This is a genomic window from Anoxynatronum buryatiense, assembly GCF_900182905.1.
In the GTDB taxonomy this organism is placed as follows: Bacteria; Bacillota; Clostridia; order Peptostreptococcales; family Tindalliaceae; genus Anoxynatronum; species Anoxynatronum buryatiense.
In genome coordinates this window covers 130,954-144,771 of sequence record NZ_FXUF01000009.1, presented here as the reverse complement: position 1 = coordinate 144,771, position 13,818 = coordinate 130,954, and the positions used below count along the sequence as shown (strand labels likewise).

Sequence of the window (13,818 nt, the reverse complement as noted above, 5' to 3'; positions counted from 1 at the left end):
GCCCTCATACACAAGAACAGGAGGAATGCAGATGATTGACCGTCTCATTGTTCACGCCACACTGCTCACCATGACAGATGAAAAGGGAGGCTTGCTGCCGGATGGTGCAGTTGCCATCGAGGGTAATCGTATTCTGGCAGTGGGCACCACCCAGGAGCTGATGGAACGTTACAGTGCCCGGGTGGTGCACGACGTTGCCGGAAAAGCGGTGATGCCCGGGCTGGTGGATGCCCACATTCATACCAGCATGGCCCTTTACCGGGGCGTGGCACAGGATACTCACCACTGGCTTCAAAAGGGTGTGGGCCCGTATTTCAGTGAAATAAATGAAGCAGAGGCAGTGGCCGGTTCCATGCTGAATATTGTGGAGGGACTGAAGGCCGGCACCACCACCTTCTCTGATTTTGACAATCCCATGCCACTGATTGCGGAAAATTACCGAACCACCGGTGCCCGGGGAAGGCTGACGGCAACAGTAAACCAGCTGCCGCCCGGTCTTCACCGTTTGAAGGTAAATGAGATGTATCCCCTTGATGAATCCACCGGCCGACAGAAACTGGAAGAAACCCTTCAGATGCTGGAAGAATGGCACGGCAAGGCAGACGGGCGCATCACCGTTATGCTGGGTCCCCAGGGACCAGATATGGTCACTGAATCACTGCTGCTGGAAATAAAATCACTGGCACGCACCTATAAAACCCGCATTCACATGCATGTGGCCCAGGGAGACAGGGAGATCAACCAAATGGAGCGTCGGTATGGGCAAAGAACAATTCCCTGGCTGGACAGTATTGGATACCTGGATGAACAGCTGGTGGCCGTTCATCTGACAGAAGCCACCGATGAAGAAGCTGCCCTGATGGCAAAAAAGGGCGCAGCCATGATCCACTGCCCTGGCAGTATTGGCATCATCGACGGCATGGTGCCCCCGGTGATGGCCTTTCTTGAAGCCGGAGGCATCGCCGGGCTCGGTTCCGACAATGCACCGGGGAACAACTGTAACAATATGTTCAATGAAATGAAGGCAGCAGCCGTTTTTAATAAAATCAAAGCCAAAGACCCCACCGTCATGCCGGCGGAAAAAGTGCTGCGCATGGCCACCATCGAAGGAGCCAGAGCCATTGGCCTGGCAGATGAAATCGGATCACTTGAACCCGGCAAAAAAGCAGATCTTATTGTGATCAATACCAGAGAACCGGGGCTTGCTCCTGTGATCACGGCCCCAGTGTCCAATCTGGTGCCCAACCTGGTCTATGCAGCCCGGGGTCATGAAGTGGAAATGGTTATCATTGACGGGCAGCTGGTGATGGAAAACCGGCAGTTGCTGACAGTGGATGAAAGCCAGGTGGTGGCACGGGCTCAGCATCTGGCGGAACAGCTGGCAGCACGAGTCGCCAACCGGTCATCAAACTGACAACAGGGGGTGAAATCATTGGAATCGTTGGAATCATTGAAATGGACAGAAACAATGAAAGCGGAGATCAGCGAACTTGAACAGGAACTCATTCACCTTCGCCGGGACTTTCACCAGTATCCGGAACTGGGTTTTGAGGAGCATCGCACAGCAGGTATTGTGGAAAAGTACCTGAAAGACTGTGGAATTGACACCCACCGGGTGGCTGAAACGGGAGTGGTGGGTATCCTCGCCGGTACCCAGCCGGAGCCGGTGCTGATGCTGCGGGCAGATATGGACGCCCTGCCCATTCAGGAAACGGCAGAAGTGTCCTTTCGATCGGTTGTTGATGGGAAAATGCATGCCTGTGGGCATGACGGTCACACGGCTATGCTGCTGGTGGCAGCTAAAATACTGGCCCGGCACCGGGAAAAGCTGGCGGGAACCATCAAATTTGTCTTTCAGCCCAACGAGGAAGATGCCGGGGCAGAGATTCTCGTTGAACAGGGAGTCATGGAAAACCCACGGGTTACCGCTGCCATGGGGCTCCACCTCTGGTCACCGCTGCCCTCCGGCACGGTGGGAATTATTCCCGGACCCCTCATGGCATCCAGCTACTATTTTTGGATTACCATTGAAGGCAAGGGCGGCCATGGCGGAGCACCTCATCTGTCAAAAGACCCCATTTATGCCGCCAACCAGTTAATGAACGCCGTTCAGGCTATTCAGACGCGGGAAAGAAATGTGCTGAAACCCACCCTCATCACTTTTTGCCAGATCAATGCCGGCACTTCCCCCATTATCATTCCCGATGAAGTTACTTTATCCGGGTCTATCCGTTGCCTCCATGGAGAGGATGAACAGGTGCGGGAGCGGTTTGAACAGTTGGTGCACCAGGTATGCGCATTGAATGGCACCCGGGGGAAAGTAACGTTTAAATGCGGCAATGAACTGCTGGAAAATGACAGTGCCATGGCTGCACTGGTGGAACAGGCGGCCATGGCTGCAGCAGGAGAGCCCATGGTGATGACGCATGATCTGGCAGTCATGCTGGGGGAAGATTTTGCGTCCTTCGCCCGCCGGGTACCTAGCGCTTTCTATTTCATCGGAATCGCCGATGCAGAGCAACAGACAGACCTGCCGCACCATCACCCATCCTTTAAGCTGGATGAGCGCGCGCTCCCTCTGGGGGTGGAAATGCACGTACGCAGTGCTGTTGCTTACTTCCGTCAGAAAACCGAAAAAGCAGGCGAATAAAGAACCCTTTCTCCCCCCGAACCCACCAAAAATATTTTAAAAAAAGGTGGATAATCCTTGATTAAAGGGAAGTGGGTGTGGTATAATAACAACAGAAACAAAGTTGTAATCATTACAACTTAAATCATACCCATCAACCCATTGATCTTAAAAGGAGGAAACACAAGATGACAGAAATCAACATTGGTTTGGAAGCAAAAGGCAGAGAAGCAGTGACAAAAGAGATGAACACCTATCTGGCCAACCTGCATGTCCTTTACACAAAACTTCACAACTACCACTGGAACGTTGAAGGCAAACAGTTCTTTGCCCTTCATGCCAAACTGGAAGAGCTGTATGACGGGGTTGCTGAAGAGATTGATGCAGTGGCCGAGCGTATTCTCATGCTGGGACACCGTCCGGCAGCTTCCATGAAAGAGTATCTGGAACTGGCAACACTGAAAGAAGCCGCCAGCGAGAAAATTGACGGTGAGAAGCTGGTCAAAGAAGTGATGGCAGATTTTACGGCAGTGATCAAAGACCTGCGAGCCGGTATCAAAGTTGCTGAAGAAGCTGACGATCAGGTTTCCGTCGATATGATGGTGGGCGCTTTGGCCCAGTATGAAAAAGCCGTTTGGATGTTCCGAGCCTGGTTGGCATAAAAACAAGACAGCCATTTATGCAACACTAATATGGATCCATGAATCATTTCAATCCTGTGCCTCAAGGCACGGGATTTTCCTTTTTGTCCTTCTTTTTACTCTTCCTGATCAATTCCATCTTTACAGTGACAGTCAGTGGGTATGATATCATTGAACACCCCGTCTGAAAACCCGAGGAGGTCTGGCTGATGAAATGCCTGAAACAGCAAAAATCAGATGAATATCATCAAGAGCAGAACAAGGTTGTCACAGCCGTTTGGCGTTGTGAAGGCAGCAATACTACCAGTGGGAAAAGAAGAAAAGGGATACCCTTTGGTAAGCAACCAACCATGAAAAAGCATTGGAGCCAGGGTATAGGCTTGTGTCTCCTGATCCTTACTCTTCTGACAACCAGTGCCTGCAGCCAGCCGGAATCTCCTCCGGAAAGAGTGGATCGCCGGGTGACGGTGATGGAACTCCGCCAGGAAACTGCCCCACTGACCCTCCATTTCACTGGAGAAGTAGTGGCGCAGGAACTTCGACAAATCAGTTTTCCGGTTTCGGGACGCATTGAGGCATTTCATGTGGCCAAAGAAATGCCTGTGGAAGCCGATACACTTTTAGGAAAGCTGGATGATACAGACTACCGCATCGCACTGGAAGGCGCCAGGGCACAGTTGCGATCAGCGCAAAGCCAACTGGACCTGGCTTTGGCAGGTGCCCTTGAAGAAGAGCTGCTGCAGGCTGAACTGGAAGTGCTGAAAGCAGAGGAAGCCACTGTCTTTGCCCAGGCTCAACTGGGGCGCAGCGAGGCTCTCTTTGAAGCAGGCGCTGTTTCTCAGCTGGAGCTGGATGCAGCCAGATTGGAGGCGGCTCTTGCAGCTGCTTCATTTCAACAGGTGGAGCAACAACTGACCAGGTTGCGTTCAGGGGCACGGAAGGAAGAAATTGATGGTCTCGCCGCCCTCCGTGATGCGGCCGCCGCAGAGGTGACTCATTTTGAAACCCAGATGAAGCGCGCGGTGTTACAGCCCCAAACCCGGGGGATTATCACCGCTCTTCATTATGAGGCAGGAGAAACCTATGTGGCGGGCACACCGCTGCTCACCCTTCGCAGCGATATCCCCAAGGTACAGGTGAGTGCCACTGCTGGGGAGCTGGCACTGCTTCAACCAGGAAACCCGGCGGTGATGGTGTCCCGTGACCTGGAATGGGCAGGGGAAATCAGCCTCATCAGCACCCTTCCCGATCCGCTGACCCGTACCTATCCCATCGACATCAGTTATCAGGAAGCGGGGCACCTGCCGGGAACCGTGGTGTCTGTCGCGGTGGAAACCAACCCGGTGACAGGCATCTGGGTACCCATGAGCAGTGTTGTTGCCGGTGACCAAGATTATGTCTATGTGGTGGAGAGTGAAGTGGCGGTCCAGATGCCGGTGAACGTGGTACAGTCATCAGGCACCCGTTTAATGATCACAGGGGTGGAACCGGGCCAGCTGCTGGTCATTGCCGGCATGTCCCGGTTGTCTTCCGGTGACAGGGTTATTTGGGAAGCGGCGGGTGATCGGCCATGACCCGGTTGATCCAAAGTGTTCTGAGACATCCGCTGGTGGTATTCCTGCTGGCGGGCATGGTGGTGCTGGCGGGAGCTCTCAGTTTTTACATGTCTCCCAAACAGGAATATCCTGAAATTGCCCCGCCCATGGCTTTGGTGACCACTGTCTATCCCGGAGCGCTGCCGGAGGACGTGGAACGGCTGGTCACCCGAAAAATTGAAGAAGAGGTGGAGGCTGTTACCGGCCATCTTCGTTCCAATTCCAGATCGGTACATGGCCTGTCGGTGGTGGTGCTGGAACTGGAATACGGTACCAGTGTGGACAATGCCTGGGTGGATTTGCGCAATCGGATGAGCGATTTGCAAAAAGACTTGCCCGATGAAGCTTTCGCCATAGAAATCAACACCAAGCTGGATGAAACCGCCGGTTTTATTCTGGCGGTCACCGGCCCTGACTTGACCATGGCAGAGTTGGGCTCTCTGGCATCAGAAATCAAAACATCCATGGAAGGCATCGCCGGGTTGACCCGCATCAGTCTCACGGGTGAGCAGGCTTCCCATCTGGAAATTCGGGTGGATGCCGAAGCGCTTTTGCCACTGCCCTTAACCATGAGCCAGATCAATGACCTGATTCATGCCCAGACGGCTGCCATTCCCCTGGGTGAAATGCAGCCCCAGTTTCAGGGAGATCAGGTGCGCGTGAATCTGGCCCAGGGGATGACCAGCCAGGCAGAAGTGGAGCAGCTGGTCTTGCTGGCCTCTTCACAGTCAGGGGCCACTTTGCGTCTGGGCCAGCTGGCAGCCATTCGCCGACGGACAAAGCCGGAAGAACCCAGAATCTGGCACCAGGATGAAACGGCAGTATTGATCACCGGTTATTTCACAGAAGGCAGCAACGTTCTGTTTACAGGCCGCCGGGTGCAGCAAGAACTGGCCGCCTTTGAAAACCGACTGCCTCAGGGAGCGGCACTGTCTTTTCTTCTCTTCCAACCCGATGATATTGCCGAAAAAGTCAATGGCTTTGCCCTGAATCTGCTTCAGGGAATCCTGTTTGTGTCCCTGGTGATTTTTATAGGCATGGGAATTCGTAATGCGCTGGTGGTTTCCTGCGCCATTCCCCTGTCCATCTTCATGACGCTGCTGTTCATGTACCTGTTGAAAATACCTGTTCATCAGATTTCCATTGCAGCCCTGATTATTGCGCTGGGTATGTTGGTGGACAATGCCATTGTGGTGTCTGATGCCATTCAGGTGCGCCTGGATGAAGGTCAGTCTGCCACTGAGGCGGGGGCTGGCGGTGCCCGGGATGTGGCAGTTCCTGTGTTTACCTCCACCCTGACCACCATCGGAGCCTTTTTGCCCCTGTTGATGCTGGATTCACTGGCCGGTGACTTCATTCGAAGTGTGCCTCAAATTGTGATCATGGCCCTGGCTGCCTCCTATCTGGTGTCGGTTTTCTTCATTCCTGTGGCTGCTGCCCGCTTTTTCAGGTCCCGGATTCCATCACCAGAGAAGAACAGAGCCCGTCAGCGCATCCACCGGTTGGTGGAAACCGGTATTCGACGGCCCCGGGCCAGTCTGATGGTGTTGGGGGTGCTGGTTATCACCGCAGCCATCATGGGTTTGCAGCTGGGACTCCAGTTTTTTCCCAAGGCAGATACCGATCTGGTTTACATTGACATAAAAACCGAGAACGATCAGGGAATTGAAGCCACTTCCCGACTGGCAGAAGATGCTGCTTCTCTCCTGGCCGCCTGGCCTGAAGTCACCCAGTACAGCGTTGCCGTGGGTGACGGTTTTCCCAAGTTTTACAACACTCTCCCCATTCCCCTGCAGGCCCGGGATACAGCCCAGATCGTGTTTCGGGTGAATCTGAAAGACAGCGGCCGTTACCGGCGACTGTCCCAGTTCACCGATGACCTTCAACGGGAGATGGACCGACAGCTGGTGGAAGGGCAGGCAACTGTGAAGCTTTTGGAACAGGCTGATCCCATTGCTGCTCCGGTATTGGTGCGCATCAGCGGCGGCACCCTTGAAGAGCGGCAGCAGGCATCCCGGCAACTGCGGCGATGGCTGGAAGAAATTCCCGGCACCCTGAATGTGCGGGATGATGATGCCCCTGCCCGCTATGAATACCGTATTCAACCTGTTGATGATGTGGCCATGAGGTTGGGCATCACCCGCTATCAGCTGGCCCGCGAGCTGAGCCTGGCCATCATGGGACAGGCAGTGGCCACTGTTACCCTGGATGGGCAGGAAACGGTGCTTTTTCTCACCAGCACGGCCAACAGCCGGGAAGCCATTGAAAATATGGGCATTCTGTCACCTGTGACCGGCGAAAAAACGCCCCTGAAACAGGTGGCTGTCATGGAGGCAGTTTCTCAGCCTGCCAGTGTACTGAAGTACAACAGCCAGGAAACCATCACCGTCATGAGTGATGTGGTTTCGGGCTATAACGCCGTCAACATTCAGGATCAACTTCAGGCAATGGCAGAGAACCAGCCTGCTCCCGGGGTGCGCATGACCTTTGCCGGCGAAAAAGAAGAAATTGCCAAATATTTTGGTGAAGTGGGAGTATCAGGGGTTTTTGCAGTGATGATCGTTTTTGTCATCCTGGTGCTGCAGTTTGGAAATTTGCGGCTGCCGCTGTTGATTCTGCTGACCATCCCCTTTGCCACCATTGGTTCGCTTATGGGACTGTGGCTCTTTCAGCAACCCCTTTCTTTCACGGCCCTGCTGGGAATGGTGAGCCTCTTTGGCATCGTGGTGAATAACGCCATTATTTTGCTGGATTACATTCAGTATGAGGTGCGCCAGGGGTATGATCCGCCGACGGCCTGCCGTCAGGCAGTGGCCCTTCGCCTCAGACCCATTCTCCTCACCACCATCACCACTGTGATGGGTCTGCTGCCCCTGATTCTTTCCGGCAGTGATCTCTTCACACCACTGGCCATTGCCCTCATGGCCGGGTTGCTTGGTTCCACATTTCTGACACTGGTGATTCTCCCGGTATTGTACCTGATTACTTATCCAAAGACTTCTGCCGCAAAAGGGATTCTTGCTCCTGAAAGGGTATCAAAAGAATAAGCGCATGAAAAGAAGTGAAGAGAAGTGAGAACGGCATGAAAAAAGAGGACGACAGGAAAGAAGTATTGGAAATTGTTGAAATACCGGTAAGGGCGTTGTTGAAGATGCGTGGGTATTGACCAATCAGTGATGCCCATACATTTCTGGTTGAAGAAAGTAGGTGAAGCACATGCCACTGATGCATTGTCTCAGGCATGAACAACATAAAGGCAAGAGTAAAAGAAATATGACTGACAGAGCAAAAAGGCGGAAGTTTCGCCAATGGCTGCCATTGTGGCTGTTGGCCTTGTTGCTCCTGTTTCCGGTACAGGCTGTTCGGGCCCAGTCGGAGGTTCCTGTGGTGCTCACCATACAGGTGGATGACATGATTACCGCCGGCACCACGGCACAAATCAGGCGGGGCATACAGGAGGCGGAAGACCGGCAGGCAGATGCACTTGTGATTTTGCTCAACACTCCCGGTGGTCTGGTGGATGCCACGCTGGATATCGTCAGCCTCATGGCAGAATCCCGGGTGCCGGTGATCACCTATGTGTCACCCCAGGGAGCCATTGCTGCCTCAGCAGGAGCCTTTATCCTCCTGGGAGGTGACGTGGCCGCCATGACGCCGGGTTCCACCACTGGTGCAGCCATGCCGGTGACCCTCAGTCCCGGGGAGGAAGGCACGCAAACTGCCGACGATAAAACCGTGTTGTTCCTTGCCGGTCATATTCGCAGCATCGCAGAATCCCGTGATCGCCCCGGGGATGTGGCTGAGCGGTTTGTCACAGAAAACCTGACCCTGAGTACACGGGAAGCACTGGAAGAAGGGGTGATTGATCTGACGGCGGTGAGCCTTGTCAATCTGTTGGAAGAAACAGACGGCATGACAGTCACTATTGCCGGAGAAACCGTGATGCTGAACACTGCCGGTGCAGTGGTGGAATCGATTGAAAAATCACTGACAGAAAAGATGACCCACCTCATCAGCAACCCTCAGATCACCTTTATCTTACTGCTGTTGGGAGTGTATGGCCTTATCATTGGTTTCGGCAATCCGGGCACTTTTGTGCCAGAGGTGATGGGAGCCATCGCACTGGTACTGGCCCTTTTCGGGTTGGGCATGTTTGAGATTAATCTTTTTGCCATGCTGCTTATTTTTCTGGGGCTGGGATTGTTGGTGGCTGAAGCCCTTACCCCCACTTATGGTGTGCTGGGAACAGGCGGTGTCATCAGCCTGGTACTGGGAATTCTGTATCTTCCCGTGGAACCGCTGGTGGCCCGGCGGTGGCTGGCACAGTTCCGGCTAATGGCCATTGGCGTTGGTGCTGTGGGAGCCGTCTTCCTTGTGGTGCTGCTGGGAGGCCTTATGCGCCTGCGGCGGCTGCCGGTGAAAATGGGGAACCAGGAATTTTCCCAGGAAACGGGTGTGGCCGTTACGCCACTGCAGCCGGAAGGAATGATTCAAATCAGAGGCGAGCTGTGGAAGGCGAAAACCCGGAACAATGAGTTGTTGCCTGAAGGTACCCGGGTACGGGTGCTGGAACGACAACAGCTGGTGTGCCTGGTGGAGCCGGCAGAGGTCTTGGCGAATGATTCAATAGCAAAAATGGCGGATGTTGCGCCTGAGATGGATGCAGAAGCGACGGCAACAGAAGAGAATGAAGTAAAATGAAGATTTTCCTTCAGAAACAAATGGAACACTTGGAAGAAACTGGAATTCATTGACGGGTTGTGAAGAGGAGGCGTTACCATGTTATTTCGATGGATAGAAAACCTGGTGCCCCTGGCGGGTGTTTTCGTGGCACTGGCAGCATTGTTGAAAATGGCGGTGAAAGTTTTTCCGGAATACGAAAGAGGTGTGCTTTTTCGACTGGGTCGACTGGTGGCGGTGAAAGGGCCTGGCCTTATTCTCGTTATCCCCTTCATCGACAAAGTGATTCGTGTGCCCCTTCGTATCGTGGTGGATAACGTACCGCCCCAGGAAGTCATCACAAAAGATAATGTGACCTGCAAGGTGAACGCAGTGCTTTACTACCGGGTGACCGAGCCGGATAAAGCTGTCATCAATGTGGAAAAGTATCATGAAGCCACCAGCCAGTTTGCCCAGACAACCATGCGCAGCGTGGTGGGGCAGGCAGATCTGGATGAACTGCTTTCGGAGCGTGACCGGCTGAACCGGCGCATCCAGGAAATAGTTGACTCTGCCACAGATCCCTGGGGTATTAAAGTCACTGCAGTGGAAATAAGAGATGTCATCATTCCCGTGGAAATGCAGCGAGCCATTGCCCGTCAGGCTGAAGCAGAGCGGGATCGCCGGGCAGTGGTCATTCAGGCAGATGGTGAAAAACAGGCGGCGAAGAAGATTGCGGAAGCTACTGAAATCCTCACCCGTGTCAACGGTGCCATGACACTGCGGATGCTGCGTACCATCAGTGAATCAGCCAACCAGGAAAGCAACACCATCCTGTTTCCCATCCCCATGGAGCTGAGTCACTTACTCACCAAATGGACTGAACCTCCGGTAGTCAAACAGGAAGAAAAGAAACCTGAAACCACCGGAGCCTGGAAAGAAACCTGGGCGGCAGATGAAGAAGTGTAAAGCGTAATTTGAATGAGTAGAATTTGAATGAGTAGTCCAAATCACTCGATCAACGGCGACTGTTGCATGAAGCGCTGTTGATCGGGTGTCTTTTTTGGTGGTGCCATGATGGGGTTGAGTATGTTGATTCATTGTGGCAAGGGTTAATGAACGTGTTTAGCTGTCGCAAAACAGGAAGAGAAAAAAGAAGCGGGTGAAGTTGAAGTTTTTGATAAAAACACCATAGTCTGTGTTACAATATAGGTTAGTAAAAACAGAAACATCACTATTCTGAGGCAATCAGAGATGCTTCAATGAGCGTGTTTGCCAAACCCTTCAACAGGGCATTTTCCTTTTCCTGAGATCAAAGACTTATTCTTCCAAAGACCTCAATGAATCTAACATTTGTCTCAACACATATTTAAAATACAATCTGAATAATACTGGGCGAATGCAGGAGTGAGCCGGTAGGAGGATGAAAATTGCTGTTACATTTCCAATACTTATTGATAGCGGCAATCCTTATTTCAATCAGTATGTATATGTACATATCTTTACAAATCTTTGAAGACAGTCAATCAGCCAATGATTTCATCCCCAAAATCATAGGGGTGGCGTCTTTTTCTGTTCTGATTTCAGCCGCTGCACTCATGAAAGGGATTCTTCTTAATGCCTTTCTTGGTTTTCACAGTTCGCCAAGATATCAGGTGAATATCTCGATGGCCATCCTGGTGACGGTTGTGGTTTCTTCCGTTGTTCTCATTAATCACCGAAAACATTCTTATTTCTACAGCAGAAGAAAAGAACTGTTTGCAGGTGCGGCAGGGTTTGTTGCGGTGATTCCGGTGCATCGTTTTGACATGCTGTACTATATATCCACCGTTGTTTTTTTGGTAGCAGCCGGCAGTTTTTTGCATAAGGGCTTCTTTAAGTATAGAATGAGGCATAATGTGGGCCTGTACTTTCTTTTCATTGCCAGCACCTCCGTTGTTGCTGCAGTGGTACTTTCCTATTACTTTGAACCCCTGTTTTTCAACACCTTTAACATGGGGCTGCTTACCTTTGTTATGCTGGGTTTTTTTGTATTTTACATCTCGCATTATCACGAAGAGTTGAATCACAAAATGTGTGTGCTGACAGAACAGGAACAAACCATTAAAAGTAAAAACAGGAAACTTAAAGAAGCCATCTATCAAGATGCAGTGGTGGGAATTCCCAACAGAATTGCATTTGAAGAGGCCGTTTTGGAAAATGGCGACAACTGTTATGTGGGACTGTTAAATATTCGGGACTTTATGAGTTATAACAAACTCCTGGGCTTTGCCCGGGGAAACCAGATTTTACAGGAACTGGCAAGGATTTTAATAGAGATTAATACCACCAACACAACCGTTTATAGATACTATTCCGACAAGTTTATCATTATTTTCAAAACGAATTGTATTGAAGAAGCAACCCATCTTGCCATGGCCACTCAATCAACCATTGAATCAATGAAATTTCAGGGGGTGGCCATCAGAACCTATATGGGATTGTATTATTTAACCAAGGAGGAGATCTCATCATCAGAAAACTGCTGTACTGACTTGTATGGAGCTTTGGAAACGGCATCGTCAATGGCCAGAAATACCAGCACGTCAATCTACCATTATCATTCAGATGATCATGAGAAAGAAAGATTCGCCACTTCGTTGGAGATAAAGCTGATGGAGGCCATTGAAAAGAAACGTTTCCAGGTATTCTACCAACCACAGTATGACAGTAAAAAGCTTGAAATCAACTCTTTTGAAGCCCTTATCCGATGGAAGGATGGGACAACATGTATTGCTCCCAATGAGTTCATTCCACTGGCTGAGAAAAAAGGGCTCATGGGGCCCATTACATGGCAGGTGATTGATACTGTTTTCAGGGATGTTTCAGAACATGCTTTCTTTTCTGGGCGAACCGTTGCGATTAATCTGTCTGCTGATCAACTGGTGGAAGATGCGTTTATTGAGTATGTGACAGCTAAGAAAAAGTTGCATGCTTTAGAGGCTCAAAGAATCGTGTTCGAAATTACTGAAACAAGTCTTTTCAACGATATCGAAAAAGTGAAGTTTACTTTGAGCACCCTCAGAAAAATGGGTTTTCAGTTATCAATTGATGATTTTGGTGCAGGGTACTCTTCACTGTTTCGCATATCTGAACATGAAATTGATGAAGTCAAATTTGACAAATCATTCATTGATGATTTTCAAAACCCGAAGACATATGCCATCATGAAAAAAACAGCAGAGTTGTTTAACAGCTTTGGTATCCGGGTTGTGGTTGAAGGTGTTGAGAAAAAAGAGCAACTGGAAATGATTGAGGGTTTTATGATCGATTTGTATCAAGGTTACCATTTTTGCAAACCAGCACCACTCGAAAAACTTATGGAAATGTTTAGTTTGGAGAAACCATCTGGCAACAAGATTAATAATGAAGGAGGCCAACTCAATGAAACAACCCCATATTCTTTGCCAGCCAGACCAGGTGGCACCCCAGGTGCTTCTGCCGGGAGATCCGGCCCGGGTATTGCGGGTGGCAGATTTTCTGGATGAATGGAAAGAGATCGCTTTTAACCGGGAGTTTCGCACTATTACAGGCACCTACCGGGGGATGCCTGTGACAGTGACCTCCACCGGCATTGGTGGTGCCTCTGCTGCCATTGCCGTAGAAGAGCTGGCGGCTTGCGGTGTGCGTACCATGATTCGCATCGGCAGCGCAGGTGCCGTTCAGCCGGGAATTGCCATTGGTGATCTGATCATCGCCCAGGGGGCCGTGCGGGAAGACGGTGCCTCTCGCATGTACGTGCCGGAAGCATACCCGGCAGTGGCCTCTCCCCGGCTGACAATGGCTTTGGAAGATGCCTGCCGTAAGCTGTCTGTTCCATGGCACAGTGGTCTGGTACGCAGCCATGATTCCTTCTACATTGATGAAGAGGCAGCCCTTATGGCTCAATGGAACCGGAAGGGCGTGTTGGGCTCAGATATGGAAACAGCAGCACTGCTGACAGTTGCCCGGCTGAGGGGCGTTGAAGCAGCGGCTATTCTCAACAATGTGGTGCTTTACGAAGGTGATGTGAAAGAAGGCGTGGGCGAGTATGTGGATGAAACAACCGCAGCTGCTGAGGGAGAAAAAAGAGAAATAAAGGTGGCGCTGGAGGCCCTTTACCATTCCTGTGACGAGAGTGCACTATAAAGCAAGGGAGCATCGAAGAATGTGTTTGATAAAGTCTGAACAGCCAAAATCTAATTCTGGCTGTTTTTTCATGGTTTCACAGTTGGCGGCGTCTGGTATAATGGAGACATCACTATCAAAAGAGTCG

The 13,818-nt window shown here is 51.2% G+C and carries 9 protein-coding genes; all 9 read left to right on the top strand.

Annotated elements, in window-relative coordinates; translation table 11 throughout:
* Positions 1–31: 31 nt before the first annotated feature.
* The 9 genes from QOL74_RS12250 to QOL74_RS12210 all read left to right on the top strand — a co-directional run bounded on the left by QOL74_RS12250 (position 32) and on the right by QOL74_RS12210 (position 13,691).
* The gene (locus tag QOL74_RS12250; RefSeq protein WP_283409777.1) at positions 32–1,414 is read left to right on the top strand and encodes an amidohydrolase family protein; all 1,383 of its coding nucleotides are present in this window, start codon (positions 32–34) and stop codon (positions 1,412–1,414) included.
* An 18-nt stretch (positions 1,415–1,432) separates the two neighbouring features.
* On the top strand, positions 1,433–2,650 hold the full coding sequence (locus tag QOL74_RS12245) for a M20 metallopeptidase family protein (protein ID WP_283409776.1): 1,218 nt from the start codon (positions 1,433–1,435) through the stop codon (positions 2,648–2,650).
* Positions 2,651–2,817: 167 nt separating this feature from the next.
* Entirely contained in the window at positions 2,818–3,291 is a 474-nt protein-coding gene (locus QOL74_RS12240) for a Dps family protein (RefSeq protein ID WP_283409775.1), read from the top strand.
* A 188-nt stretch (positions 3,292–3,479) separates the two neighbouring features.
* The gene (locus tag QOL74_RS12235) at positions 3,480–4,844 is read left to right on the top strand and encodes an efflux RND transporter periplasmic adaptor subunit (protein ID WP_283409774.1); all 1,365 of its coding nucleotides are present in this window, start codon (positions 3,480–3,482) and stop codon (positions 4,842–4,844) included.
* On the top strand, positions 4,841–7,912 hold the full coding sequence (locus QOL74_RS12230; protein ID WP_283409773.1) for an efflux RND transporter permease subunit: 3,072 nt from the start codon (positions 4,841–4,843) through the stop codon (positions 7,910–7,912). The genes QOL74_RS12235 and QOL74_RS12230 overlap by 4 nt, the downstream gene beginning before the upstream one ends.
* Before the next feature lie 226 nt (positions 7,913–8,138).
* Positions 8,139–9,566, top strand: coding sequence for an NfeD family protein (locus tag QOL74_RS12225; protein ID WP_283409772.1), 1,428 nt, complete (start codon positions 8,139–8,141; stop codon positions 9,564–9,566).
* Positions 9,567–9,644: 78 nt separating this feature from the next.
* A complete protein-coding gene (locus tag QOL74_RS12220; protein WP_283409771.1) occupies positions 9,645–10,493 on the top strand; it encodes a slipin family protein in 849 nt (282 codons plus the stop codon).
* A 461-nt stretch (positions 10,494–10,954) separates the two neighbouring features.
* Positions 10,955–13,051 carry a bifunctional diguanylate cyclase/phosphodiesterase gene (locus tag QOL74_RS12215; RefSeq protein WP_283409770.1) on the top strand — a complete coding sequence of 699 codons (2,097 nt, stop codon included), beginning with the start codon at positions 10,955–10,957 and terminating at the stop codon, positions 13,049–13,051.
* Positions 12,948–13,691, top strand: a complete 744-nt coding sequence (locus QOL74_RS12210; protein WP_283409769.1) for a nucleoside phosphorylase — start codon at positions 12,948–12,950, stop codon at positions 13,689–13,691. Before QOL74_RS12215 ends, QOL74_RS12210 begins: the two co-directional genes overlap by 104 nt.
* The last annotated feature ends 127 nt before the right edge of the window (positions 13,692–13,818 follow it).